24 protein-coding genes and 1 other annotated feature are annotated in these 23,699 nt (G+C 56.4%); of the genes, 15 read left to right on the top strand and 9 right to left on the bottom strand.

Features of this window, described 5'->3' with window-relative positions; all coding sequences use genetic code 11:
- Positions 1-422: 422 nt before the first annotated feature.
- Positions 423-740: a hypothetical protein gene (locus tag B7Y64_RS16675; protein WP_291329445.1), complete on the top strand. Its 318-nt coding sequence runs from the start codon at positions 423-425 to the stop codon at positions 738-740.
- Between the two features lie 44 nt (positions 741-784).
- Complete coding sequence (locus B7Y64_RS16670) at positions 785-1,741, top strand: hypothetical protein (RefSeq protein ID WP_291329443.1); 957 nt, start codon at positions 785-787, stop codon at positions 1,739-1,741.
- A gap of 220 nt (positions 1,742-1,961) precedes the next feature.
- Here the strand turns inward: B7Y64_RS16670 and B7Y64_RS16665 are convergent.
- The 4 genes from B7Y64_RS16665 to B7Y64_RS16650 form a co-directional block, all read right to left on the bottom strand.
- Positions 1,962-3,190, bottom strand: a protein-coding gene (locus B7Y64_RS16665; RefSeq protein ID WP_291329441.1) for an IS3 family transposase whose coding sequence is annotated in 2 segments (ribosomal slippage) — positions 1,962-2,899 and positions 2,899-3,190 — 1,230 coding nt in all. Because the reading frame shifts where the segments join, the coding sequence is not laid out codon by codon here.
- Positions 2,796-2,912, bottom strand: a sequence feature (AL1L pseudoknot). Its footprint overlaps the gene before it by 117 nt.
- A 920-nt stretch (positions 3,191-4,110) precedes the next feature.
- On the bottom strand, positions 4,111-5,163 hold the full coding sequence (locus B7Y64_RS16660; protein WP_056642830.1) for an MBL fold metallo-hydrolase: 1,053 nt from the start codon (positions 5,161-5,163) through the stop codon (positions 4,111-4,113).
- 69 nt (positions 5,164-5,232) lie between these two features.
- Positions 5,233-6,456 carry a phenylacetate--CoA ligase family protein gene (locus B7Y64_RS16655; protein ID WP_291329438.1) on the bottom strand — a complete coding sequence of 408 codons (1,224 nt, stop codon included), beginning with the start codon at positions 6,454-6,456 and terminating at the stop codon, positions 5,233-5,235.
- A gap of 12 nt (positions 6,457-6,468) precedes the next feature.
- Positions 6,469-7,281, bottom strand: a complete 813-nt coding sequence (locus tag B7Y64_RS16650; protein ID WP_231940633.1) for an enoyl-CoA hydratase-related protein — start codon at positions 7,279-7,281, stop codon at positions 6,469-6,471.
- Positions 7,282-7,376: 95 nt separating this feature from the next.
- Here B7Y64_RS16650 and B7Y64_RS16645 point away from each other — a divergent pair, with 95 nt between their 5' ends.
- The 12 genes from B7Y64_RS16645 (at position 7,377) to B7Y64_RS16590 (ending at position 19,753) form a co-directional block, all read left to right on the top strand.
- Complete coding sequence (locus B7Y64_RS16645; RefSeq protein WP_231940634.1) at positions 7,377-8,438, top strand: CaiB/BaiF CoA-transferase family protein; 1,062 nt, start codon at positions 7,377-7,379, stop codon at positions 8,436-8,438.
- Between the two features lie 129 nt (positions 8,439-8,567).
- Entirely contained in the window at positions 8,568-9,806 is a 1,239-nt protein-coding gene (locus tag B7Y64_RS16640) for a thiolase family protein (protein WP_056642825.1), read from the top strand.
- Positions 9,807-9,839: 33 nt separating this feature from the next.
- Positions 9,840-10,601 carry an SDR family NAD(P)-dependent oxidoreductase gene (locus tag B7Y64_RS16635; RefSeq protein WP_056642823.1) on the top strand — a complete coding sequence of 254 codons (762 nt, stop codon included), beginning with the start codon at positions 9,840-9,842 and terminating at the stop codon, positions 10,599-10,601.
- 112 nt (positions 10,602-10,713) lie between these two features.
- Positions 10,714-11,511: an ABC transporter ATP-binding protein gene (locus B7Y64_RS16630; protein ID WP_056642819.1), complete on the top strand. Its 798-nt coding sequence runs from the start codon at positions 10,714-10,716 to the stop codon at positions 11,509-11,511.
- On the top strand, positions 11,508-13,475 hold the full coding sequence (locus B7Y64_RS16625; RefSeq protein WP_056743885.1) for an AMP-binding protein: 1,968 nt from the start codon (positions 11,508-11,510) through the stop codon (positions 13,473-13,475). Before B7Y64_RS16630 ends, B7Y64_RS16625 begins: the two co-directional genes overlap by 4 nt.
- The gene (locus tag B7Y64_RS16620; RefSeq protein ID WP_056743883.1) at positions 13,472-14,356 is read left to right on the top strand and encodes a branched-chain amino acid ABC transporter permease; all 885 of its coding nucleotides are present in this window, start codon (positions 13,472-13,474) and stop codon (positions 14,354-14,356) included. The genes B7Y64_RS16625 and B7Y64_RS16620 overlap by 4 nt, the downstream gene beginning before the upstream one ends.
- Positions 14,353-15,411 carry a branched-chain amino acid ABC transporter permease gene (locus B7Y64_RS16615; RefSeq protein ID WP_231940635.1) on the top strand — a complete coding sequence of 353 codons (1,059 nt, stop codon included), beginning with the start codon at positions 14,353-14,355 and terminating at the stop codon, positions 15,409-15,411. Before B7Y64_RS16620 ends, B7Y64_RS16615 begins: the two co-directional genes overlap by 4 nt.
- 85 nt (positions 15,412-15,496) lie before the next feature.
- Complete coding sequence (locus B7Y64_RS16610; protein ID WP_083235468.1) at positions 15,497-16,747, top strand: ABC transporter substrate-binding protein; 1,251 nt, start codon at positions 15,497-15,499, stop codon at positions 16,745-16,747.
- 60 nt (positions 16,748-16,807) lie between these two features.
- Positions 16,808-17,596, top strand: coding sequence for an ABC transporter ATP-binding protein (locus tag B7Y64_RS16605; RefSeq protein ID WP_056743881.1), 789 nt, complete (start codon positions 16,808-16,810; stop codon positions 17,594-17,596).
- Positions 17,597-17,639: 43 nt separating this feature from the next.
- On the top strand, positions 17,640-18,791 hold the full coding sequence (locus B7Y64_RS16600) for an acyl-CoA dehydrogenase family protein (RefSeq protein ID WP_056743879.1): 1,152 nt from the start codon (positions 17,640-17,642) through the stop codon (positions 18,789-18,791).
- Positions 18,792-18,887: 96 nt separating this feature from the next.
- Positions 18,888-19,568 (top strand): TetR/AcrR family transcriptional regulator, encoded by a 681-nt coding sequence (locus B7Y64_RS16595; protein ID WP_158550323.1) that lies wholly within the window; start codon positions 18,888-18,890, stop codon positions 19,566-19,568.
- Positions 19,565-19,753 carry a hypothetical protein gene (locus B7Y64_RS16590; protein ID WP_146191287.1) on the top strand — a complete coding sequence of 63 codons (189 nt, stop codon included), beginning with the start codon at positions 19,565-19,567 and terminating at the stop codon, positions 19,751-19,753. The genes B7Y64_RS16595 and B7Y64_RS16590 overlap by 4 nt, the downstream gene beginning before the upstream one ends.
- A 112-nt stretch (positions 19,754-19,865) precedes the next feature.
- Here the strand turns inward: B7Y64_RS16590 and B7Y64_RS16585 are convergent, their stop codons facing one another.
- From B7Y64_RS16585 to B7Y64_RS16575, 3 genes are all read right to left on the bottom strand, one after another.
- Positions 19,866-20,093 carry an antitoxin Xre/MbcA/ParS toxin-binding domain-containing protein gene (locus tag B7Y64_RS16585; protein WP_082564895.1) on the bottom strand — a complete coding sequence of 76 codons (228 nt, stop codon included), beginning with the start codon at positions 20,091-20,093 and terminating at the stop codon, positions 19,866-19,868.
- 132 nt (positions 20,094-20,225) lie between these two features.
- The gene (locus B7Y64_RS16580; protein WP_069105685.1) at positions 20,226-20,672 is read right to left on the bottom strand and encodes a hypothetical protein; all 447 of its coding nucleotides are present in this window, start codon (positions 20,670-20,672) and stop codon (positions 20,226-20,228) included.
- 314 nt (positions 20,673-20,986) lie between these two features.
- Positions 20,987-21,499, bottom strand: coding sequence for a hypothetical protein (locus B7Y64_RS16575; RefSeq protein WP_291325832.1), 513 nt, complete (start codon positions 21,497-21,499; stop codon positions 20,987-20,989).
- A 138-nt stretch (positions 21,500-21,637) separates the two neighbouring features.
- On the opposite strand from B7Y64_RS16575, the gene B7Y64_RS16570 reads away from it, so the two are divergent.
- A complete protein-coding gene (locus tag B7Y64_RS16570; protein ID WP_291325830.1) occupies positions 21,638-21,853 on the top strand; it encodes an AbrB family transcriptional regulator in 216 nt (71 codons plus the stop codon).
- A 400-nt stretch (positions 21,854-22,253) separates the two neighbouring features.
- Here B7Y64_RS16570 and B7Y64_RS16565 read toward each other — a convergent pair whose 3' ends face one another.
- Positions 22,254-23,120, bottom strand: coding sequence for an ImmA/IrrE family metallo-endopeptidase (locus B7Y64_RS16565; RefSeq protein ID WP_291325828.1), 867 nt, complete (start codon positions 23,118-23,120; stop codon positions 22,254-22,256).
- 1 nt (position 23,121) lies between these two features.
- Positions 23,122-23,448, bottom strand: a complete 327-nt coding sequence (locus B7Y64_RS16560) for a helix-turn-helix transcriptional regulator (RefSeq protein WP_182342510.1) — start codon at positions 23,446-23,448, stop codon at positions 23,122-23,124.
- Between the last annotated feature and the right edge of the window lie 251 nt (positions 23,449-23,699).

Genomic DNA, 23,699 nt, shown 5'->3' with positions numbered 1-23,699 from the left:
ATGGATAGCCTCGTAGCGCATGCACGCGCCCCGCACCAGGGAGATCTCGCACGAGCGCCCAGCAGGCTACTCATAACGGAGCACTGTGCATAACGCTGCAGAGCCGACCTTGCCTGTAGTGGGTCAGCTTCAGGCTGATCGGAGTCACTCGCAATCCTGTGCATGAATGGCAGCAATCGCCAACACGTGTCGTTCAATTCTCCCTGTGATCCCATCTTCCAAAGCCACACCGGAAACTTGAAGAGAGTCAACCACAAACTTCTGTCCTGTGATGTTCTGGAAAGATGCCGCCCACTGAAGAAAGCGCCGAGCTGGGTACTCAAGACGTTCAGTCGAGTTACATTTGGGACCTCCCAAGCATCAGCTTGTTTGTTACTCACTACTTGGCAGAGCGCCTGCGTGGGAACCACTGGAACCCAGGTATGAAAGCAAAGCGCCTTATTGGCATGGCTGTTGTCGCGGTCGTTTGCGTGACGGTCTACACCCAACTGACTGTGTTTGTGATCCCGCCGATTGGTGTGCTCGCAGAGGGCAAGACCATCATCATTCCGCGGCAGGGTAGCACGCAGTTCATCGACAGTCCTGATGGAATGTGCGAGCGAAAGAATGGTGGCGTTAGTCTTTTGTGCCGTGGTTTCGCGATTGCATCTGTCCTAAGGGACGCGAGGATCCTGGTGCGCTTACCGTATAGCTCGACGCTTTACAGCATTTCCACCGGCGGCAAGAGCTATGACCGCTGAGCCCCTCTCGTTGATTCCCGTACCAACTTTGCCATCTATTGAGCATGTCGATTAACCTCAGCACCTCGTTTAAGTTCACACTCAGTTTTGCCGCTGTTGCTGGCCTTCTGCTTGGGTGCGGTGAGAAGCCGACCCCCGCTGAGGCAAAGCCTGATAAGTTAGCGGAGTATCAGCAGCAAATTCGCGACCTGACTGCAGAACGAGATCGTCTCAAAGCAGAGGTTCAGGAACTGTCGCGGTCTCCGTCCGTCATCCTTGCGGACCTAACCAGCGCCCTGGCCAGCAAGGATGCATCGAAGGCTGAGAAAGCGCAGGCGGAACTCGAAAAACGATTTCCCAAAACGACCGAAGCGGCAGACGGCAAGAAGCAAATTGCGACTTATCGCGATGGTCTTGCAAAGGCAGCGGCGGAGGAGCACCGACTGGCCGCCCTAGGCTTCAAGGCACTGCCGGCAAGCCTGTCTATCAAGGGGCCGGCCGTCACCGCAAAGTTTGGTGATCTGAGCTTCGCAGCCCGCTTCGTGATGGACCGCTACGACGACACCTACCACTATCGTGATGCTGACCGTGATGCCAAGTACGCAGTGATGAGCATGAGCGTCACGGCAGGCAAGGGCGTCAGTAACCCGGAGTTGCCCGGCGCAGCGCTCTACTGGGCGGATGGCGCGACGCTGAAGAAGCTTGGTGACTTCTCGGTCGAGTTCACTCGGTGGGAGAGCTACGCGACCTACCTCGGTAACTACTCCGACAGTCGCAACGACTTTGCCAAGGTGCAGACCATCCCGTTCGCATTGGGCGTGCAGATCACTGACGAAGAGGTCAAGAAGAGGCCGCTTTATGTGGTGGCCACCAAGGAAGGCTGTATCAGCCGTCGCTATGAGCGCTTCAGAAACCCACCCGACTACTACCTGGGTGTATGCACGCCTCTGAAGTCGACGCTGACAGTCAAAGACTTTAGTGATTCCGACGGCAAGTTGGCGGTAATCCTGCGACGCGACTGACGCAAGAGACCCAGTGGCTCTAGCTAACAGAAGGAGCAGGCGCGAAGTCCGGCGTTAAAGCGTGGCGGGCACCTACGACCGCAGCAAATCGTACAACTGCCATTCGTGTAAGTGCCGGGCGCAGGATCCAACGACCGCTTGCGGCCAGTGAGCGTGAGTGCGCCGGCTGATTACAACCGGCTGAACCGCCCCGGGAATCGTGGAGGCCGGTTGGTTTAAGTCAGGCCACCACCATGGAGGTCTGACTGGCGAGTTGCCGGTAGTAGTGTGCCTCAGCCTCTGCTGGCGGGATGTATCCGATGGGTCCGAGCAACCTGTGATGGTTGAACCAGGACACCCATTCCAGCGTGGCCAGTTCCACCGATTCACGGGTGGGCCAGGACCGGCGATGAATCACCTCGGCCTTGTACAGCCCGTTCATCGTCTCGGCCAAGGCGTTGTCGTAGCTGTCGCCCTTGCTGCCCACCGAGGGCTCGATGCCAGCCTCTGAGAGACGTTCGCTGTAGCGAATGCTGACGTAATGCGCCCCCCTGTCGGAATGGTGAATCAAGGCGCCATCACGCTCGGGTTGCCGGGCAGACAGCGCCTGCTCCAGGGCATCCAGAACAAAGTCGGTGTGCATGGAGTTGCTGACCCGCCAGCCCACAATGCGCCGGGCGTACACGTCGATCACGAAGGCCACGTACAGCCAGCCCTGCCAGGTCGAGACGTAGGTGAAGTCCGAGACCCACAGCTGGTTGGGCCGCTCTGCCTTGAACTGTCGGTTAACCCGGTCCAGCGGGCACGGCGCCTTCATGTCACTGATGGTGGTACGCATCACCTTGCCACGGCGCACGCCCTGCAAGCCCAGACGTTTCATCAACCTCTCCACCGTGCAGCGGGCAATGCAGACTCCCTCTCGGTTCATCTGTTTCCAGACTTTGTCGGCACCATAGACCCGCATGTTGGCTTGCCAGACGCGCTCGACGTGATGCACCAAGGTGTCGTCACGTTGGGCGCGCGAGCAGCGCAGTTGGGGATTACGTTGGTGAGCGGCATGGCGCCAATAGCCTGACGGGGCGATCTGCAGCACTTTGCAGATCGACTCGACCCCGTAGGCTTGTCGATGCTGATCGACGAAATCCTTCAGGACTTCAAACGGCGGTCGAGCTCCGCCTGGGCGAAAAACGCGCTGGCCAGCTTGAGGATCTCGTTGGCCTTGCGCAGCTCTTTGACCTCGCGCTCCAGCGCCTTCATCTGTTCACGCTCAGACGTCGTGATGCCGTCGCGCTCGCCGCTATCGATCTGGTCGCGCTTGACCCATTCGTTGAGGGTCTGGGGCACGCAGCCGATCTTGGGGGCGATGGATTCGATGGCAGCCCACAGCGATGGGTACTCACCTCGGTGCTCGCGCACCATGCGAACAGCGCGTTCGCGGACCTCAGGTGAAAACTTGTTTGACTTCCTCATGGCTCAATCCTCTCAGAGTGTTGAGCCTCCACAAAACCCGGGGCGGTTCAGGGAGGTAGAAAAATTCTCATCCGATCAGATTTCCCTCATCGGCTCAAATACCAGAGCACTGTAGTTTCAGTTTAGCGCGCCGGATGCAGTCATTCGGGGCAGCAACACCAAGGGGCATGCGATCTAGGAGGCTGTGATTCGAGTTGCTTAGGTACTAGAAGGTGTGCGCAAGCGTTTCAGCTTGGACTTCCGCCACCTCCCATCCACCAACCTTCAGCAGAAAGGCATTCATCTGCTCTGAGCGCCTGTAGATCAACATCGGTGGAGTGCAAGTTCAAGAAGACGCTCAGCGCCGCAAGCGGCCCCATGATCGTCCGAGATGCGACAGATAGCACTCGACGACGATTTGGAGGGCTGGCCTCAGTCCTGTCGCCAAAACCTGGTCGCATGCGATGGAACTATGGGCTTGTCAAACCCCGAAGTACAACGCGAACTCAAAGAGAAATTGCACAGCTGCTTTATGAATTTCTCAGCCAAACCTCGTAGTTGCTAGAGGCAAGCAGTTGGCGAAGTGACGGCAGCCCGGGCGTGTCCGAATTTTTGTGTAAACGGTTCGGACTTCAGTTGATGGAGATGCGGTCTCCGAACTGAATGGTAAATCGGGTCAGGGCAGCTTTCCAATCCCGGATGGGCATGGTGAACCGCCCCGGGGCGGTTCACACCCACCGGGCTACTCATAACGGCGCACTGTGCATAACGACTCAAAACGGTCGCTCAAACGAATAAAAATTCAGGGGACTTCTCGGTCAGATTTCCGCAGATTGCCGCCGAAACACCGTTGCACCTGCCAATGGGCTTCGGTTCGAGGCTCGACGGCGTCTAGATCAACCGGGTCGATTCACCATAGAGCGTAGGGCGGCACTTCAATGTCAATATCTTGTTGAGTGCCACGCGACCCCGTTTTCGTCCATCGTGACTTCTATGGTGGCCTGTGCGATGAGAAAGTTTATGCAAGCAACTGCCTCACCTGTTGCCAGGCTCAGTTGCTGCGCATCCTGTTCTCCGATGGAGCGATGAAAGAGTGCAGCGAACGTATCGATGATCCGTTGAGGCCCGGTAGTCAATGTCTGACGTAACCGATTCAGTGCACTATTTTGGCCTGACCTGAGCGAGTCAAGGCGTTCATGCAGTCCATAAAAGGGCTCGTTGTGAGAGGGGAGTACCAACACATCGTTGGGAACATCCCTCATTAGTTTGTCGAGCCCTTCGTACCACTCCTTCAGCGGATTGGCCTGTGGCTCGCTGGCGAACACCGAAACATTCGACGAAATCTTCGGTAGCACCTGGTCGCCGGAGATCAGCAGTTTCAAGTCGGGGCAGTACAGAGAGGCATGTTCTGGTGAGTGGCCGCCGGTGGTGATGATCCGCCAGCCATATTTACCCAACTGGACGTGGTCGCCGTCCTGCAACCGTCGGTAGCTGTCAGGCAGAGCGTGGATATGTTTACCAAAGCTGCCGAAGCGACTGCGGTAGCTTTCAATGGCTGCCTCCGACCAGCCGGCGCATCTATTGAAGAGCACGCCGTCGGGCGGGGCTTCGCGGTTCGTGTCGGCATGCATCACGCGGCAGGTCAGGTACTCCAGCCGGCTCATGTGCAGCGGCACACCAAAGCGACGCGTGAACCAACCAGCCAAGCCGATGTGGTCTGGGTGCATGTGTGTGGCGAAAACGCCTTGGAGTGGCCGTGCCAGCGGCCCGTGCGCCATGAGGGCCAGCCAGTCGGCCACGGTGTCGGGGTTATTCAGGCCGGTATCTACCAGCACCCAGCCATCATGGGTATCTATGGCCCATACATTGATGTGGTCGAGTCGGAATGGCATCGACAGTCGGATCCAGCGTACGCCCGGGGCGATCTCGACCCAGTGTCGTGACGATGGTGGCTTGAATGGATAAATAAGTGGATTGGCTGCGAGTTCAATCATTGCTATCGTTTCATGAGGTAAGCGACGGTATAGCCACTAGGTGCATCAGACCAATGGCTTTTTAGAATTTCACTGCTTGTTGTCAACCAGCAAGGGTGCGTCAATGGGCATATCTTCTTGGATTACCCACTCGACTGAGTCGAGCCTCAGGCGGGTCAATTGCCTGAACACTTCGATCAAATCGCTTTGCGTGGCGTAGTGAGAAGCCCCTGGCGTTAGCACCGCGCGCAAGGTTGCAGTTTCCCGATGCTGCTTTTTTTCAACGATGATCTGGGCACGTTCTATAGCCGGGATCCGGATGATCAGCTCTTCCACGTTGCGTGGATAGATGAAAATTTCGCGTACTTTGACACCTTGGCCCACTCGGCCTTGCAACAAACTGATTCGTTCGACGAGACCATCCGGGGAATGGGCCAGCGCTTGCGCCACATCGCCTGTGCCAAAGCGGACCAGAGGCCAACCGCTGTCCAGCGTGGTGACCACTATCTGGCCGGGTTCGCCCGGCGGAAGGGGTGCGCCGGTGTGCGGGTCGCAGATCTGGACGAGCCGGTCAGGCTGGACCGTGTAGCCCAGTTGTCCTAGTTCCTCGTAAGCAATCAGCCCGAAGTCGCCGGTGGCATAAGCCGAGAACGTGCGGATTGCGTATTTCTTCTCCAATGCGCGGCGCTTGCCCATCCAGTCACCCAGTTCGCCGCCCAGCATTGCGGAGCGGACCTTCCATTGAGAAGGCAGGTCGTAGCCCATGCGCTCAAGCGTTTCGACCAAGGTCACGAAGAAGGAGGTGGAGGAGCAAATGCAGGTGATGCCCAGTTCCATGATGAGCTGCGCTTGTTGCTCGGCGCCGCCGGGCCCGCAGGGAATGAGCGTCGCCCCGGTGGCAGCAATGCCCGCATCTAGCAATAGGCCGGCTGGAACAAGATGGTAGGACCAGGTGTTGAGTACACGGTCACCGGGGCCGATTCCCGCCTGCCTGAACACATGCGAGAAGCCCTTGCCAGTGTCTTCGTCGAAAGAATGGGGTTCATAGACGGGGCCTGGGGAGACATAAATGCGGCGGATAGATGTGTCGTCGGCAGCGAGAAACCCACCGAATGGCGGTGACTGGCGCTGCTTATCAAGCAGTGAATCCTTACTTGTGACGGCGAGCCGTGCAAGGTCGGCAGGGCCTTGGAGATCCTGCGGCGTCATCATTGCAAGCTGATAGACCGCGCGGATGGCCGGGGCGCGGTCGTAGGCGAATTGCTGCGAAGCACGCAGTAGTCTGAATCGATCGGTGGTGGGTAACGTATGCATGGCGTTGCCGTCCTAGTGGCCCGTGAAGCGCGGGGTGCGTTTTTCGTTGAATGCGGCCAGGCCTTCGTGGAGATCGGCGCTGTGGGAATGCACTTCAGAGGCCAGAAGCTCCAATCGCAGGGCGGTGTCTAGAGGCTGTTGCAAACCATCGTCGACCAGCGTTTTCATGCGGCGCAGGCCAAGGGGGCTCTTCGTGGCAATTTTGTCGGCCACGGCTTGTGCAACGCTTTCGAGCTGGTCGTCGTCCACCACTTGGTTGACGAGGCCCGCTTCCACAAGATCTGCCGCGTCCACGAAGTCACCCGTGAAGAGAAGGTACTTGGCGCGTGTGGGGCCAATGACCCGCGGCAGGCGCACCGACCCCCCCCCTCCGGGGATCAGGCCGTAGTTGGCATGTGCGTCGCCAATTTTGGCGCTCCTTGCCGCCAGCACTAGATCACAGCACAGCACCAGTTCGAGCCCGCCCGCCAGAGTTATGCCGTTCAGGGCGGCGATCACGGGTTTTGGAAAGCGGTCAATCCGGTTCATGGTGGACAGTACGCTGTCCAGAAAGCCACTGGTGCCACTTTCGCCCGCTTGCGTCTTGACGTACTTGAGGTCGGCGCCCGCGCAGAAGGCCCGTCCAGTGCCCGTCAATACGACGGATATCACGTCTCCGCGGCTCTGTGCTTCGTTGAGTGCGTGGTCTATTCCCCGAAGCACCGCCGGGGTCAGCGAGTTCATTGCATCAGGTCGGTTCAGGCGAATCCACATGGTGCCTTTTCGTACGTCTGTAATCACAACCGGTGTCGACATCAGGGGTTCCTTGCTGGCTTGCGTGTTCATGGATCGATTCTGCTTTTGCCTCTGTTTTGAGGGACATGGGGTTTTCCATTACCCATAAGTTAAAAATTCTACCCTAAAGTAAAACAATTAAACAAATGGAGTTCTTCATGCGAAGTAAGAGCAGCCCGCTCATGTTCCCGCTATCGGGTATCAAGATCGTCGAGTTCGAGGGGATCGGCCCAGGGCCCTTAGCTGGGTTCATGTTGATGCAGATGGGCGCTGACGTTACTGTGGTCGGGCGGCCAGGTGCGAGCGCATTGCCTGATGAGCTCACTCCGAAGGACGGGGCGCTCTTGTCGCGCGGCAAACGACGCGTCACATTGAATCTCAAGAACGACGAGGACAAGGCGCGGGCGCTGGACATGGTCGCGCAAAGCGACGGGTTGATTGAGGGCAACCGCCCGGGTGTGATGGAGCGCCTGGGTTTGGGTCCCGATGTATGTGGTGAATACAACCCGCGGCTTGTGTATGGGCGCATGACGGGCTGGGGGCAGGATGGGCCGCTGGCTCAGGCCGCCGGGCACGACATGAACTATGTCGCTCTCACTGGGCTCATGTCGATCACCGAGCAACCGGGACACCCTCCCATGCTTCCACCCACAGTGGTTGGGGATGCTGCCGGCGCCCTCGGGTTTGCATTTGGCATGGTGTCGGCGTTGCTAGGCGCGCGGGATAAGGGCCAGGGCTGCGTGGTTGACGGCGCCATCATTGATGTGTTGGCAATGCTGTCGCCGCTCGTGCAACTGATTCGTCAAGGTGGCGGATTGGAAGGCAGCGAACCCAGTGTCTTCCATGACTCACCCTTCTACGACCGCTATCTGTGCAGCGATGGGCGATACATCACGGTCGGTGCAATCGAGCCACAGTTCTATGCATTGCTGTTGACGCAATTGCAGCTGACGGATGTCGACCCCGCACGGCAAATGGACAAGACTTTGTGGCCGTCTCTCAAGGCGCGGATTGCGCAGCGCTTTGCTTCCCAACCTAGTACGTACTGGAATGCACTGATGGAAGGCACTGACAGTTGCTTTGCGCCGGTGCTCACCATGGCCGAAGCCGCCGCTCATCCCCACAACGTGGCTCGTGGTTTGTACAGCGTGACTGAGCAGGGCGATATTGAGACTGCGCGGGGCATGCGATTCCTGCCGCTTTGCTGAGCCGCGAATGTGATACCAAGGGTAATCACTGGCAAGCAGTTGAGAATTTTACTGTACAGTAAAAACATCTTACGCAAAGTAATTTATTTGACTTTCATGGATCAAGAAGATCCGCCACGGAGAAATGCGATGGAAGATATCTATGTGGTTGGTGTGGGGATGACGCCATTCGGACGGCATCTGGACAAAGACATCAAGGCGCTCACACGCGAGGCCACGGCGGCTGCTTTGGCGGACGCGGGATTGGAAAAAGAAGACTTGGAAGCGGCCTTTTTTGGGAACACTTCCCAGGGGCATATGGATGGCCAGCACATGATTCGTGGGCAAATTGCGCTGCGGGCCATGGGGATTGGGCGCATTCCGGTGGTGAACGTCGAAAACGCTTGTGCAAGCGGCTCGTCGGCGTTCGTTCTAGCCTGCAATCACCTCAAGTCGGGTGCTGGCGATGTCGCTTTGGCTGTTGGTGCAGAGAAGATGTTCTCATCCGACAAGCTCAAGATGTTCTCGGTGTTTGACAGTGCCTGGGATCTCTCGCGTGCAGAAGAGATTCGTGGGGAGTTGATGAAGATGGGGCGCGACGTGGCGGTGCCCGAGGGGAGTACCTCACCCAGGCCGTACAGCGTTTTCATGGACGTGTATGCGGCGTTTGCACGATCGCACATGCGCACTTTCGGGACGACGCAGCGCCAGTTAGCCGCCGTTTCGTCCAAGAACCACGCGCACTCCATGCACAACCCGCTGTCGCAGTACCGGATGGCTTACAGCATCGAAGAGGTGCTCGCCGCGCCGCCGATCACCTACCCATTGACTCTGCCCATGTGCTCCCCGGTGTCTGATGGCGCAGCAGCAGCCATCATTTGCACACGCTCGGCGCTTATGCGCTTGAACATCGATGAAAAGCGTGCCATCAAGGTGTTGGCGGCAGTAGTGCAAAGCGGTTCCGACCGGAGCGAAGACGACTACACCAACCACTGCACAGCACTGGCTTCGCGCAGGGCATATGAACTGGCAGGTGTTGGCCCAGCAGATATCTCGGTGGCCGAGGTGCACGATGCCACGGCCATGGGTGAAATCATTCAGACAGAAAACCTCGGTTTCTGTGAGTTCGGCATGGGCGGTGTGATTGCCGAGCGGGGTGATACCCGGATTGGTGGCCGCATTCCCGTTAATCCGTCCGGCGGCCTGGAGTCTAAGGGGCACCCTGTTGGGGCCACCGGTATTGCCCAAGTCCATGAGTTGGTAACTCAGCTTCGCGGGGAAGCCGGACTGCGGCAGGTGACTGACGCAAGGATTGCGCTGGCAGAAAACGGTGGCGGTCTTGAGGGCATTGAAGAAGCTGTTGCCTGTATCACCATCTTGGCGCGCTGAGCGCTGCACTCAATAAGAGACAAGAGAAACAGTATGGATGTCAAAAATACCATTGCCTTCGTCACAGGAGCTGCTTCAGGCCTGGGGCTCGCCACTTGCAAGGCATTGCTTGCGGCCGGAGCGAGCGTCATGGCGGTTGATCTGGACGAAGAGCGCCTTGCGAGCGAGGTGCTGCCGATGGGCGAGCGCGTGCGAATCCAGAAGGTTGATGTTTCGGACGAGGCCAGTGTGAAGGCTGGCGTAGACGCGGCAGTGGCGGAATTTGGTGCGCTGCATGTGGCGGTAAATTGCGCGGGAATTCTGGGTCCCTGCAAGACGCTTTCAAAGGGCGAGTTATTCCCGATGGATCTTTGGAACCGGGTGATCGCCATCAACCTGACCGGGACATTCAACGTGGTGCGCTATGCGTCGTTGGCCATGTCGCAGAACGAGCCCAATGTCGACGGTGAACGGGGGGTCATCGTGAACACGTCATCTGGTGCTGCGTGGCAGGGTCAAGTGGGCCAGGCCGCATATAGCGCCAGCAAAGCGGCGGTCATTGGAATGACGCTTCCGGTGGCGCGGGATCTTGCGCAACACGGAATCCGAGTGGTGGCCGTGGCGCCTGGTCTGTTTGAGACCGCCATGTCTGCAGGCATGCCAACGAAGGTGTCGCAAAACATTATTGACAACGTCATCCTCTTTCCTCATCGCATGGGGCAGGCACAAGAGTTCGGTGGACTGGTTCGGCACGTTGTGGAAAACGCCTATTTGAATGCCACCACGATCAGCCTGGATGCGGGTGTCCGTTGTTAGTCGTGGTCCATTGATCGCTGCGAGCATTCCCGCAAATGGATGCGTAGACCCTGCAAAGGTCTTATGAAGGAAATTCGATGGACAAAGCCAAGAATTCAGAGTGGAGGTGCCAATGAATGCAGCCATTCAAAGCCAGCGGGAAGGCGTGGTGCTGACAGCCCAGAATCTGCTGCTGCAGTTCGGTGGAGTTGTGGCGCTGAATGATGTTTCGATTGATGTGCGCAAGGACGAGCTGCTGGCAATCATCGGGCCGAACGGAGCGGGAAAGTCTTCTCTGATGAACTGCCTGAGCGGGTTCTACCGCCCCAAGAAAGGCGAGATATCCCTGGCCGGGCACAACGTGCGCGACATGGCGGTTCACGACGTGGCGGCACAGGGCCTAGCGCGCACCTTTCAAGGTACGCACATTTTTTCGGGCATGACCGTTATCGAGAACCTGATGGTGGGGCGCCACATGCACATGCGGGCCAATCTCGTGCAGTCATTTTTCCATTTCGGCCCGGCAAAACGGGAAGAAGTTTTGCATCGGGAGGTGGTGGAAGAAATCATTGAATTTCTTGAAATTGAATCCATCCGGCATGCGCCGGTGGGCAGCCTCGGTTATGGGCTTCGCAAGCGCGTGGACTTGGGGCGCGCACTGGCCCAAGACCCGAAGATTCTGTTGATGGATGAGCCTATGGCCGGTATGAATACTGAAGAGAAAGAAGACTTGGCACGTTTCATTCTGGATGTGCGCGAGGCAAAGCGCATTCCTATTGTTTTGGTGGAGCACGACATGGGTGTGGTGATGGACCTGGCTGACCGCATCGCTGTGCTGGACTTTGGACGCAAGATCGCCGATGGAACGCCCAAGGAGATCCAGGCTAATCCCGCAGTGCTTAAAGCCTATCTTGGGGAGGGCGTCCAATGAAACTCGAAATCGCGACCCTTCCCCAGTTGCTGCGCAAGCATGCGCATGCTAACCCCAACCGTCTTTCCCAGCGCCATAAGCAGCGCGGCATTTGGCGGGAGTACAGCTTTGCGGATGTGCAGCGCAACGTTCGAGAGATTGCGCTGGGCATGCACCAAGCAGGCGTCAAAGCGGGTGAGACCATTGCCATCATTGGTGAGAATGAGCCGCAGCATTACTGGGCCGAGTATGCCGCGCATGCACTGGGATGCAAAGTTGTATCCATGTACCCGGACCTCACTTCGGAGGAGGTGGCCTATCTTTTGGACGACAGCGAAGCAGTCATCTTGTTCGCGCAGGACCAAGAGCAGGTTGACAAGGGCCTGGATGTCCGGAACAAGACGTTGAAGATGCGCCACATTGTGTATTGGGATGAAACGGGTATGTGGTCGTATAACGACCCCATCCTGCAAACCTTCGATGGCATGCAGCGGCAAGGGCGTGAAATCCATCAACGTAACGGAAAGATGTACGACGCGCTAGTGGATGCGGGAGCCCCCGATGACATAGCGGTTCTTTCTTACACTTCCGGCACGACGGGGCAGCCCAAGGGCGTCATCCTCACGCATCGCTTTTTGATCGACAACGCCCAGCGCTTGATCGATTCCATGGATGTGAAGCCGGGTATGGAATACCTGAGTTACATCGCGCCATCCTGGGCCACTGAACAAATATATGGCATCACCATGGGATTGGGATTGCCCATGGTAGTGAACTTCCCCGAGGGCCCGGAGCAGGTGTTGTCCAACATTCGGGAATTGGCGGTGGAAGGTATGACATTTGCTCCGCGCCAGTGGGAAAGCATGGCGTCCTCTGTGCAGGCGCACATGCTCGACGCAGGACCCATTCGACGAGGTGTCTACGAGTGGGGCATGAAGATCGGTCACACCGTTAATGTGGGGCGCTTGGATGGAAAACCCGTTGGCCTGCTGGACCGGTTGCTGTTTCCTATCGCCAATGCACTGGTTCTGCGCCCGTTGCGAGATCTGCTCGGCCTGACCCGGCTGCGCTGTGCCAGCTGCGGTGGTGCCACCATGGCACCGGATGTGTTTCGCATGTTCCATGCCATGGGTATACCTCTGCGCAACATCTATGGCTCCACCGAAACCGGGTTGCTGACATGCCACCAGGGTGACCGATTTGATCTGGAGACCGTAGGGCACTGGATGAAGGCGCATCCAGAGGCGGGCCCACCATTGGAATGGCGCTTGAGTGCGGACGGAGAGCTGCAGATTCGTGGCGGAAGCCCGTTTCTGGGCTACTACCGCAGAGAGGGTTCCGTAGAGTCGAAGGTGAAAGATGGCTGGTTCTACACGGGCGATGCCGTAACGAAAACTGAGCTAGGCGAGCTCGTGTTCCTGGAGCGGTTGTCGGACCTCAAGCGTTTGCGCAGCGGAGAAACCTTCCCGCCGCAGTTCGTCGAGACCCGCCTTCGGTTCAGTCCCTTCATCAAGGACATCATGACGGTGGGAGACGAGACGAGGGACTTCGTGGCCGCTCTCATCAATATCGACATGGCTGTTCTGTCGCGGTGGGCAGAAGACAAGCGGATCGGATTTTCAACCTTTACCGATTTGTCACAGCGGCCAGAGGTCGCAGAGTTGATCAGTCAGGAAATTACCCGTGTGAATCAGTTTTTGCCGGCGCATGCGCGGGTCAAGCGATTCGCCAATTTTCCAAAAGAGCTTGATCCGGACGAGGGCGAACTAACACGTTCGAGAAAGCTGCGGCGCGAATTCCTGGAGGTGCGATACGCCACGCTGATCAACGGTTTATATGACGGCTTGCACGCCGTGCGTATCGATATTCCTGTGACCTACCAGGACGGTCGGCGCGGCAATTTCGAGGCTCTGGTGTCCATCCATGACACGGACGCCGCAGGGTCAGACCACCTGGGCGCAGCCCGAAGCAGAGGACGGAAATGATCGATTTTATTAACTACCTGATAAACGGTGCGCTGTCAGGGCTTCTGTATGCGTTGATCGCCATGGGTTTCGTCGTGATCTATCGCGCGTCAAAGGTGTTCAACTTTGCACAAGGTGAGTTGGTGGTCTTTGGCGGCTACATGGTGTGGTGGACGATTATTCAGATGGGTCTACCGCTGTGGGTCGGATTGCCCGTGGCATTCGTTAGTGCTGCAATTTTTGGTTTCATGATTGAGCGGATATTTTTTGCCCGTCTGGTTGGGGAATCCGTCTTCTCGATGGTCATGGTGACGATCGGTCTCTTGATTCTGATCCGAGGCGTTGTGTTGGTGCTTTTTGGTCCACAGGTGCGTGCTTTTCCGATCATCTTTCCTCTGGATCCGATCATCGTTGGCGATCTCATCGTCTCCCGTTCGATGCTCTACGGTGGAATTATGACCATCTTCATCGGCGTTGGCCTCTCCTGGTTTTTCAACCGGACAAGGGCTGGCTTGACCATGACGGCCGTGGCGGAAGACCACCAGGTGGCCATGTCCATGGGCATCTCGGTGCAGCGTTCCATTGCCTTTGCGTGGGTGCTGGGATCCGTGCTTTCCACACTGGGGGCGATAGTGCATTTGAGTGGCCGCTCCATCAACATGATGAGCTCCGACATCGGCCTGGCTGCCTTGCCGGTGGCCTTGCTGGCTGGGTTGGAGTCCCTCGCAGGTTTGCTGATCGCCGGTGTTTTGGTGGGTGTGATTCAGGGTTTGGCTTCGGCCTATCTCGATCCCCTGGTGGGGGGAGCGCTGGGCTCCGTCTTTCCTTTCATCATCATGCTGGTGGTGTTGTTAATTCGTCCCACCGGCATGTTCGGGTGGAAAACCATTGAGAGGGTATGAGCATGGATCCCGCAGGTGTATTCGCGACTTCTTTCGCCAAAGACCAAGCACTAATTCGCACGCGCAGCCAGGCGGTGGCATTGGGCCTGTTTGTTATAGCGTTGTTTGCGCTGCCCCTGATCAGCGAGGTCCGCTGGGTGGCGATCATGACCTCTATGCTGATTACTGCAGTGGTGGTCATGGGGCTGCAGATCAATACTGGTCTAGCGGGTCAGATCAATTTGGGTCAAGCTGCGTTCATGGGGGTTGGTGCGTATGCAACAGCGCTCCTAGCGACGAAAGGCCACCTGCCTTTCTGGCTGGCTTTGCCCATCGGCGGGCTGTGCGCGGCGCTTTTTGGGCTGGTGTTTGGATTAACCGCAATGCGCATAAAGGGTTTTTACCTTGCCTTGACCACGATTGCTGCGCAGATTTTGTTCCACTTCTTTGTGCTCAACCTGCCTGCCAAGTGGCTGGGGGGATCTAACGGCATCACTCTGGAACCAGCACAGCTCCTTGGTTTCGTTTTCAACACCGATACCCGCATTTACTACCTGTGTCTGGTAGTGGCCTTCATCATGATTGCGGGCGCCTACGGCGTCGCACGCAGCCGCCATGGTCGAATTTTTGCGGCAGTGCGCGATGACGACGTGGCCTCAGGAATGATGGGCATCAATGTCGTGCGCACCAAGGTACTTGCCTTCTTGCTGGGTGCGTTTTACGCGGGCATCGGTGGAGGGCTCTGGGCTTACTACGTCAGGTTCGTGGCGATTGACCAGTTCACCCTGATCCACTCGATATGGTTCATCGCGATGATCATTGTGGGTGGCATGGGGTCGGTGACGGGCGCGCTGATCGGCGTGTTTGTTATCCGTACTGCCCAGGAGACGATCACCATCGTGGGCCCTTCACTGGTCGAGAACTTTTCCTTCCTGAGCGGAGATGTTGTTTTCGCAGTGATGAATATTTTCCTGGGTGGAGTCATCGCGGCCTTTCTGATCTTTGAGCCACGCGGTCTGATGCACCGGTGGAACATCGTCAAGCGGTCTTATCGCATGTGGCCTTACCCATATTGACCGCAATCCTGTTTTCTGCAGCCACCTTAGGCGCTGGGAAGGGCTGCTCCAATGCAAAGCGCTACTACAAAAGGAGACTTTTTTTATGAAAACGAATCGAGCAAAGTTGTCGGCAATGGTCAAACTGGGGCAACGCGGCGCTTTACTGGCGTCAGCCTTGTGCCTTGGCGGCATGGCACAAGCTCAGACTACTTACAACGTGGCTGGCCTGGCTGACTTCACCGGACCTTTCGCAGACATCATGAAAGATATGACGGGATGCCGCCGTGCGGTGCTCGACTGGTGGAGCGAAGAGGTCGGTAAAGCGCAGGGCGTCGCATTGCGAATCAAGGATTTCGACACCCGCTATGACGTCGCCCAAGTGGCCAGCCTCTGGCCAGGCATCAAGTCCGAGCTCAACCCGGTGGCTGTTCTGGGTGTGGGCGGTGCAGATACCAATGCGCTGCAGCAGCGCTTGCCTAGTGACAAGGTGCCTCTTGTCCAGTCGACAGCAGGATATGGATTTGCTTGGAAGGGTGATAACTGGGTGTTCAATGCCCGTGCCACTTACCCGCACGAAGCGGCTGCGTTTTATGTGTGGATGCAGAAGAAGTCGGGTTCGTCTGCTCCTCTCAAGGTGGGGGTGATTTCATCGGAAGTATCGCCGGCCTACGTGGACATCCACAAAGGTGTCGAGAAGTTCGCTAAGGACAATCCGAAGATCATTGAAGTCGTTGAAACGATTTATACCGAAGCACAGCCGACCGACCTTACCCAGCAGGTCAGCCGCCTGGTCCGCAAGGGGGCCACGGTACTGCAGGTGTTCAACAATACAGCATCGGTAGTGGCGACACGGCGCGCCCTGCAAAGCCTTGGAAAAACCAATATTCCGATAGTGGTTAGCGCTCATAACGGGTTGCTTTCGTCGGGGAAAGCGCTGGGTGACCTGAGCCAAATGGATGGAAACTATGAGGTCTATGGCATGGCCATGGCCGCCGAAGGCGCAACACCGGCACGGGACTTCTTCGAGAAACTGCGCAGCCAATACAAGTTGCAAGCCGCCTATAACTCTGCCTGCATTATGGGCATGAGCCAAGCGATGTTGACGGTTCGTGCCGTTGAAAATGTTGTCAAGGTCAAAGGTGCTGGCGGTGTGACGGGCGAAGAGGTTCGCGCTGCACTGCTGTCCACCCCCATGCCTACCGAGCGCAGTTTTGGCTTGTTGCCCAATATCAAGTTCAACAATGATGCGCCGTTCCCGACCTCGGGCACAGCCGTCAACATCGGCACCGTCGAAAAGGGAAAGTACAAACTTCTCGAGCAGAACGTTCCGGTTCCTGTGTTGAACAAGTGGTAATTGCAAATCGGCCTGGGTCTCGGGCCACCGAGACCCAGGCCACATCATCTGGAGCTACCCGTGCTTGAACTGAACAACGTTGAAGTCCTCTACAGCGACGTCATTCTTGCTGTCAAAGGCATTACCGCCAAAGTCCCCGCTGGACAGTGCGTGACCTTGCTGGGCGCCAATGGCGCTGGCAAGAGCACCACGCTCAAGGCCATCTCCAACCTGGTCAGGACAGAGGATGGTCGTGTGACGGCGGGGAGTATTCAATTTGATGGTGCGGACATCACCGGTGCCAACCCCGTCGATGTCGTTCGCAAGGGGTTGGTACATGTCATGGAAGGGCGCAAGGTTCTCCGCCACATGACAGTGGAGCAGAACCTGGTGGTGGGCGGTCATATGGGCAGCGCTGGCGATGCCAAGGAAATGCTTGATGAGGTGTATAGCCGCATCAAGCGTCTGAAAGCCTTGCGTACTCGCACAGCAGGTTACCTGTCGGGCGGCGAGCAGCAATTGCTGGTAATTGGACGGGCCCTGATGGCCAAGCCTAAGTTGGTGATGATCGACGAGCCTTCGCTCGGCTTGGCTCCGCTGATGGTCGATGAGGTCTATGGTTTGCTGAGTGACCTCAAGACCAGCGGTCTGACTCTGCTGATCGTGGAGCAAAACACCCGCGTCGCTCTGGATTTAGCCGACTACGGCTATGTGATGGAGAGCGGACGGATCGTGTTAGAGGGCCCCTCCAACAGCTTAAAGACCAACGAGGACGTTCGAGAGTTCTACCTCGGCCTGACGGTCGATGGGGAGCGCAAGAGTTTCCGCGACATGAAACATTACCGCCGCCGCAAGCGCTGGCTGGGTTGACCGCATTGGGTCAGTCGTTTTCCAAGTTTTCAAGGATGGGTTTATGAGCATCGTTTCCAATGCATTGCTGAGCGAACAAGAAGTCATTATTCGGGAGTCTGCCCGGCGTGTCGCGACTGAAGTGGTGGGTAGCACGGCCGCCGAACGTGATCGCACGGGGGCTTGGCCACACGACGAAATCAAGGCAGTTGCCGACGTAGGCTTCATGGGCATGCTCGCCCCGCCAGCATACGGCGGTTCCGGGCTTTCATTCGTGGAGTATTGCCTGGCTATTGAAGAATTCGCAGCGGCCGATGGTGGCTTCGCCACCATGATGCACGTCCACAACTCAGCTGCGCACGTGTTACGTAGTTTTGGAACCGAACAACAGATGGCCCGCCATCTGCCGGATCTGGCCAGTGGCAAGCGCATTGGTGCCTTTTTATTGTCAGAGCCCCATGCAGGCTCGGATACCGCAGCCATCCGGACCACGGCTAAGCGGGACGGCGACGTTTATGTGATCAATGGCAGCAAACAATGGATTTCCAATGGCAGTGAAGCGGGCTTTGCGCTCGTCGTGGCAGCAACTGCGGAACCAGGTGCCCGTCACCGCTTCAGCCTGTTCATCGCGGACCCCGAAGATCCAGGCTACCAATGCTTGCGTATCGAAAGGAAGCTGGGCCAGCACACGGCCCACACGGCTCAGATTCAGCTGGACAACATGCGTGTTCCAGTTCAGAACATGATCGGTGAGGAAGGGCGCGGGTATGGCAAAGCACTATCGCTGTTGTCCGATGGGCGCATCGCAATCGCCGCCCTGGCCATCGGCATTGCCCGTGCAGCGCTGGAGGCAGCCATCCGCTACGCCAAAGAGCGCGAGGCCTATGGCAAGCCACTCACCGAACTGCAGGCCATTAGCTTTGATTTGGCGGAAATGGCCATGCAGGTTGAGGTGGCGCACCAGTACATGCTGTATGCAGCTCGTCTTACGGATGCGGGCCTGCCAACCAGTAAGGAGGCCTCCGTTGCTAAACTCTATGCCAGCGAAATGGCTGAAAAGGTTTGCTCTGCGGCGCTGCAAGTGCATGGTGGCTACGGGTATGTCAACGACTTCCCGGTCGAGCGCTATTATCGCGATGTGCGCGTTACAAAGATCTACGAAGGCACTAGTCACATTCAAAAGTTGATCATTGCGCGCAGTATCTTGGCTGGCTGATGAGCACGGCCTTTCTCCGCAGGCCTATCGGCGAAAGCAGTTCGATACACTTTGCCTCAGTTAGCGATACGAATGCCCTCAAGGAAAACAACACCAATGAGTACGCCAATTGAGGCAAAGCCCAAGTCACTGACACGCAATGCTGCCAAAAGATCGGGCAAGGGCGCAAAATGGAACAATGCGGTCAGCGGCGCGGATGAGCAGTACCAGCTCAAAAAGCAAGCTGTCATTGCGGAAGCTTCGCGCGCATTTGGCCGCCATGGGTACAAGAATGTGTCCTTGGACGAGATTGCAAAAACGCTCAACGTCACCAAGCCTGCCCTCTACTACTACTTCAAGAACAAGCAGGAACTTGTCTACGAATGCCACGAGCTCGCCATGCATTTGGGAGATCGCGTCTTGCAAGACGCGATCGCTTCGGAAAATACTGGTTTCGGTCGGATCTCGGCCTTCATTAAGAACTACATCTCGTTGCTAACGGATGAAATGGGCGCACCGGCGATCCTCCAGGATTTCTCCGGTATGACTGTGGCGGATCAGAAAAAAATCACTTTGCGTCGGCGAAAGTTTGATCAAGAGCTGCGCAAAGTGCTCGAGGGGGGTGTTCAGGATGGTTCCATTGCCCCGTGCAACGTGAAATTGGCGGTGTTCTGGTTCATGGGCGCTGTTAGCTCGATTACCCAATGGATGCATATCGATGGCAGCCTTGGAAGCGACGAAGTGGCCGATATTTTTATCGGTTTTCTTGCGCATGGTATTCGTCCCAGTCAAGCGTGAATCTGGCGCAACAGGCTTGGGCTTCCGGTTGTGTTCTTCGCAGTGAGGCAATTCTGGCGGACATCGTCGTGCATGGCGGAAACCGGTGCTGGAATCAGGTCTTCAGGCTTGATCAGGATGGCAAGGTGGTCGAGTTCTTCGAGGCAGCCAATGCGAGTCTTTCTGCTTCGACGATGGGATGCTGAGAAGCTGGTCGGCCCACACGGGAATCCAAGGCGGCTTTCAAGGCGTGTGCGATGGCCCAATGAATTAGTGGGCAGTGACGCATTCAATGAATGGAGAGCACCACAATTGCGCTCAGGAATAGGCCCCGGATTGCGCGCGCAGGAGGTGGCTACGCACCAAATCCAGCCCGCCGGGTCCGCTGAGAACATCCAGTGGACGACGATGACCAAATGTCGGTGCCAATTCCAACAGCCATTGGTCAAGCCAAGCCCGCGCGTCAAAACCTACTGGTGTTCCTGATTCATCAACCATACGCTGAACAAGTGCGGAGAGGGTAGCGATATCGTCTTCGAGGGCCATGGCCCATTCTGATCTGCACGCCAGATGAATGCAATGCACACGTCCGGGCAAGGTATCTTGAATTGAAGGGAGTTCCCCGCCCTACCACCGCCTGCATGACGAACATGGAGGCGATGAACTGCAGTGGGCGATTCAGCGAATTGCTCGCTTGCTTTGGGCGGACATATGAAAACTGCCTTGGTCTTCGGCTGGGGTGCAAGAGTGTGGGGGGTATTTTGAACGTGCGAGCACCGCGCGTGCTGCTGCAACTATCGCGGCTGAGATCAGGCTGATCTGCAGCCATGCCACCATGAGCAAGAAGTCGAGTTGCTGTGCTCCTCGCTCCAAGTCATCTGGTGCCACAGGCTGCGCAAGTATCACTGCAACATTGAATGATGGGAGTGTCATCTTCATCAGCAGATTGATTGCCGAGGCAGAGCCCATTGCTGCTGAGCCGTAAGTGGCAATCATCAGGGCGGTACCGATAAGCAGGCCGAGCAGGATGGGTTTGATGATGCGGGGCATGAGCATGCGAATCAAGCCGATCGCCATCAGTATCGAAGGAGCAACCATAGTGCTGCCCGCTTGAAATTGCCCCATGGAATGCGGCTTGATGCCAATCTTGATGAGCGCGTTGGCCAGGGAGGAATGTCAACATGTGGGCTGCTATGGCAGTTTTACAGCTTATATTTTTGCTCTCGACCCAATTTGACTGAGGCATATGTTTTTACAGGATAGGAAAAGTCATGCCTCAGGAGAGGAATTTTTACAGGGTATATTTTTATGATCACGGATGATCCTAAAAATAAACTCTGTAAAGTAAAAATAAACTCTGTAAATTCGGGTCGAGTCTGATTTCTCCGGATCGGCAGCTCTTGTTTGATGTGCTAAAGACTGAGTGGCTCGGCACTTCATTATTCCAAAAATAAAGGAGAGAGCGCCGCTCCGTACCAATTCAATGGATCGTTTGGGTCCTTGTCTTTGGGGACGATCAGGACAAACAATGTATACATTCCCTTGGGCTCAGCGCCAGTGAATGTGTAGCGAACTCGCAAATTAAGTTCAGACGAGTATTTCCTTTCCGCGGTATAACTATGATCGCGCAAAATCGCTGTGAATCCGGGGACTATAATTAATACGCCATCTTGAATAATCCAAGAAATGCGCTCGCCGCTTGGTGCGATCGCACCAAAATAGATATCAACTTTGTTGCCGTACAAAGAGACTAATGCGGGGTCGATGTCACCTTGGGTCCAAAAACCAAGCTCATGGATCATCCCATAGACTAAGACCTTATATAAGCCTGATTGGATGTGGTCCGCTGCGCTGATTTGAATTATGGGTCGCAATATTCCAGAGGAAGCGCTGGTCGGAACAGCGACAACGGCAGCAAGAGATAAAATTATCGATCTGAAGATTTTCTTCATAATGATCCTGTACGTTGATATCTGCTATTTCAGCTTGAGACCGTAAACGGATCCTCACGGACAACGTGCGGGCCTGCTGCTGGTGATATTTGTAGTCGCGATACCGATTGCCGCAATTATGTATTTTACGGAAATGACATGAACGAATCCACCATTTCAGCCAGAGGGCAAACGACAGTACCAATCAAAATTCGGCTAGCCATTGGAGGCGTACCCGGTACACGGCTGGTTTGGCATGTCCTGGCAAGTGGCCGGCTGGCAGTCCGGGTCAAAAACAAGACCGCGGCGGATGTGAAGGGCATTGTCAAAGTGCGCAAAGGGCGGCGCTTGGAAATTGAAGAAATGCGCCCCTGAGAATTGCCTGGGTCGTCAATCTATGCCGACGCCGACGCCGACGCCGACGCCGACGCCGACGCCGACGCACGAACGAGACACGCCCACGGGACGTTAGTAACTGTCTAAATGGAAGTCACAGAATAGCTGTGTAGCTACTCAACACATGATGGATGGACGCATCGGCAAATACGTCTTTTCTTCGTTCGCAGAAAAAGGGGGCCGCGTTCCGGATATTGGTCTGCGGCTTCAGGCTGGATGCAGCCGCTCAACTTTTGCGTGTGAATGACCGCTGATGAACACAGCAGTCTCTGCAAGGTGCTTTGACCGAAGTGGCGGTCTGCAACTAAAGGCTTTCACTGGAATTTAGAGTTGGTCGGAGGCTTCGAACTATTCCCTTGACTGATTCACGCGGTTCAGTTCAAGCATTGCTCCACTCCTTGGGCTCCCATACCTTGTCACCGTTGGACAAACTCAATAGTGTGAGCGTGTAACCATAGTTTTCGCAAACTAGTTTCATTTCCTTGGCGACGGCGTCGCGATGCGCGTGCTTAAACCAAGTGCCCAAACTGATTGGATCACCGCTGCGGTTGGACGCAATCGTCTCATCCGCGGCGAGGGATCCTAGAGGAAGCTCAACTACGCGGCCTTTGGTTTTATAGAACGCGCCATTAGCTCTGGCCTTGTCGGATGAGATCGACCAATCCATGAACCCATCCCTCGACAAGATGAGGACGGCGCTTTGTTCCGTGGAGCGTATCCAACGCAGCGCGGTTGCGGTCAAGGACACTCCGAACTTTCTTGAGGCGTCGGAAAGAATGTCGAAGTCAATTTCCGAAGTCGATGTGCACGCACGGAACTGCTTCATGGGCATCAGCAGGTTCGATGCGAAGTCATCGGCCTCTGCCTCTATCGACCTCATTTCGGGCCCCCAGTGCACCATGTCTGCCTGAGAGCACTCAAATTCCCGCTGTGCAAGGCGGTGGACGAGGTAGTGGCCAAGTTCGTGGGCTTGGGTGAACCGAATCCGCCCTTCGGATGTCATGTTGCGGTTGTACAGAAGGGCCCAGCCTTGATCCTCAACATGGAAGAGGCCACCTTCAAACGATGGGATGTCAGCGGCCACGACTTTGAAGATGGGATCTGGCCACCTGAGCTCCTTGCCCACATGAAGCGCAAGCTGCTCGACATCGACAGGAAACCTCTGCAATCCGGCTGCCGCAGCGGCGTCAAGCCAATGGGTGAGCCGTATCGCAGCGGTCGCAGGCGTGAAAGTCGCCTCGGTCATGTCAGGATTTTTTCAGCACGTCCAAGATCTGCCGCAGCTTTTCCTTGGCCTCTGGCTCCAGCTTGGAGTAGCTGCGGAAGAACTCCTTGTCCTTGTTTGATTCCTGCGGCGTATCAATCGTGTCGTCCAGGAAGAAGGACACATCCTGTCCAAGCACGTCCGCTATCGCCTGCAGCTTCTCCGCTGATGGCTTCTGGGATTCACGGTTCTCCAACTCCCAGAGGTAGCTCTTGCTCAGCCCGGCTCTACGGGCTGCCTCCTCAAGCGTCAGGTTCACCTTCGGCGAAGTCCGGCACGCTCGAAGTTTCTCGCCAAGTTTTGACGCCATCTTGCGCTCTCCTTCTAGACAGCCTTCAATTCTATCGCTATTCCGAACTTCCTATAAGCAAATCCCGATTAAAAGTGTGTCTTCAAAAGTTCGCTGAACCGAACTTTTTGTTATGCTACGTCGTAGTCGATTCTTGGGGCAATAAATGAGCACACCGATGGTTGGAGGTTTGACCGATGACGAGTTGGCTGCGGCCTTGCGCGACCGAGCGGCGGCGGGCGAGTCTCATGTCCTGGTGATTGCCAACAAGT

The organism is Acidovorax sp. 35-64-16 (genome assembly GCF_002281195.1).
Taxonomy (GTDB): Bacteria; Pseudomonadota; Gammaproteobacteria; order Burkholderiales; family Burkholderiaceae_C; genus Acidovorax; species Acidovorax defluvii.
The sequence above is the reverse complement of the archived record's forward strand: the minus strand, read 5'-3'. Positions and strand labels throughout refer to the sequence as shown.

What these genes read in the sequence shown, in the direction of transcription:
- B7Y64_RS16565 (WP_291325828.1), bottom strand. Translation starts at nt 23,120, where the DNA reads ATGACCGAGGCGACTTTCACGCCTGCGACCGCTGCGATACGGCTCACC.
- B7Y64_RS16585 (WP_082564895.1), bottom strand. Translation starts at nt 20,093, where the DNA reads ATGGCCCTCGAAGACGATATCGCTACCCTCTCCGCACTTGTTCAGCGT.
- B7Y64_RS16560 (WP_182342510.1), bottom strand. Translation starts at nt 23,448, where the DNA reads ATGGCGTCAAAACTTGGCGAGAAACTTCGAGCGTGCCGGACTTCGCCG.
- B7Y64_RS16635 (WP_056642823.1), top strand. Translation starts at nt 9,840, where the DNA reads ATGGATGTCAAAAATACCATTGCCTTCGTCACAGGAGCTGCTTCAGGC.
- B7Y64_RS16625 (WP_056743885.1), top strand. Translation starts at nt 11,508, where the DNA reads ATGAAACTCGAAATCGCGACCCTTCCCCAGTTGCTGCGCAAGCATGCG.
- B7Y64_RS16670 (WP_291329443.1), top strand. Translation starts at nt 785, where the DNA reads ATGTCGATTAACCTCAGCACCTCGTTTAAGTTCACACTCAGTTTTGCC.
- B7Y64_RS16675 (WP_291329445.1), top strand. Translation starts at nt 423, where the DNA reads ATGAAAGCAAAGCGCCTTATTGGCATGGCTGTTGTCGCGGTCGTTTGC.
- B7Y64_RS16630 (WP_056642819.1), top strand. Translation starts at nt 10,714, where the DNA reads ATGAATGCAGCCATTCAAAGCCAGCGGGAAGGCGTGGTGCTGACAGCC.
- B7Y64_RS16655 (WP_291329438.1), bottom strand. Translation starts at nt 6,456, where the DNA reads ATGCATACGTTACCCACCACCGATCGATTCAGACTACTGCGTGCTTCG.
- B7Y64_RS16645 (WP_231940634.1), top strand. Translation starts at nt 7,377, where the DNA reads ATGGAGTTCTTCATGCGAAGTAAGAGCAGCCCGCTCATGTTCCCGCTA.
- B7Y64_RS16595 (WP_158550323.1), top strand. Translation starts at nt 18,888, where the DNA reads ATGAGTACGCCAATTGAGGCAAAGCCCAAGTCACTGACACGCAATGCT.
- B7Y64_RS16570 (WP_291325830.1), top strand. Translation starts at nt 21,638, where the DNA reads ATGAACGAATCCACCATTTCAGCCAGAGGGCAAACGACAGTACCAATC.
- B7Y64_RS16650 (WP_231940633.1), bottom strand. Translation starts at nt 7,281, where the DNA reads ATGAACACGCAAGCCAGCAAGGAACCCCTGATGTCGACACCGGTTGTG.
- B7Y64_RS16575 (WP_291325832.1), bottom strand. Translation starts at nt 21,499, where the DNA reads ATGAAGAAAATCTTCAGATCGATAATTTTATCTCTTGCTGCCGTTGTC.
- B7Y64_RS16610 (WP_083235468.1), top strand. Translation starts at nt 15,497, where the DNA reads ATGAAAACGAATCGAGCAAAGTTGTCGGCAATGGTCAAACTGGGGCAA.
- B7Y64_RS16615 (WP_231940635.1), top strand. Translation starts at nt 14,353, where the DNA reads ATGAGCATGGATCCCGCAGGTGTATTCGCGACTTCTTTCGCCAAAGAC.
- B7Y64_RS16580 (WP_069105685.1), bottom strand. Translation starts at nt 20,672, where the DNA reads ATGGGGCAATTTCAAGCGGGCAGCACTATGGTTGCTCCTTCGATACTG.
- B7Y64_RS16620 (WP_056743883.1), top strand. Translation starts at nt 13,472, where the DNA reads ATGATCGATTTTATTAACTACCTGATAAACGGTGCGCTGTCAGGGCTT.
- B7Y64_RS16660 (WP_056642830.1), bottom strand. Translation starts at nt 5,163, where the DNA reads ATGATTGAACTCGCAGCCAATCCACTTATTTATCCATTCAAGCCACCA.
- B7Y64_RS16640 (WP_056642825.1), top strand. Translation starts at nt 8,568, where the DNA reads ATGGAAGATATCTATGTGGTTGGTGTGGGGATGACGCCATTCGGACGG.
- B7Y64_RS16600 (WP_056743879.1), top strand. Translation starts at nt 17,640, where the DNA reads ATGAGCATCGTTTCCAATGCATTGCTGAGCGAACAAGAAGTCATTATT.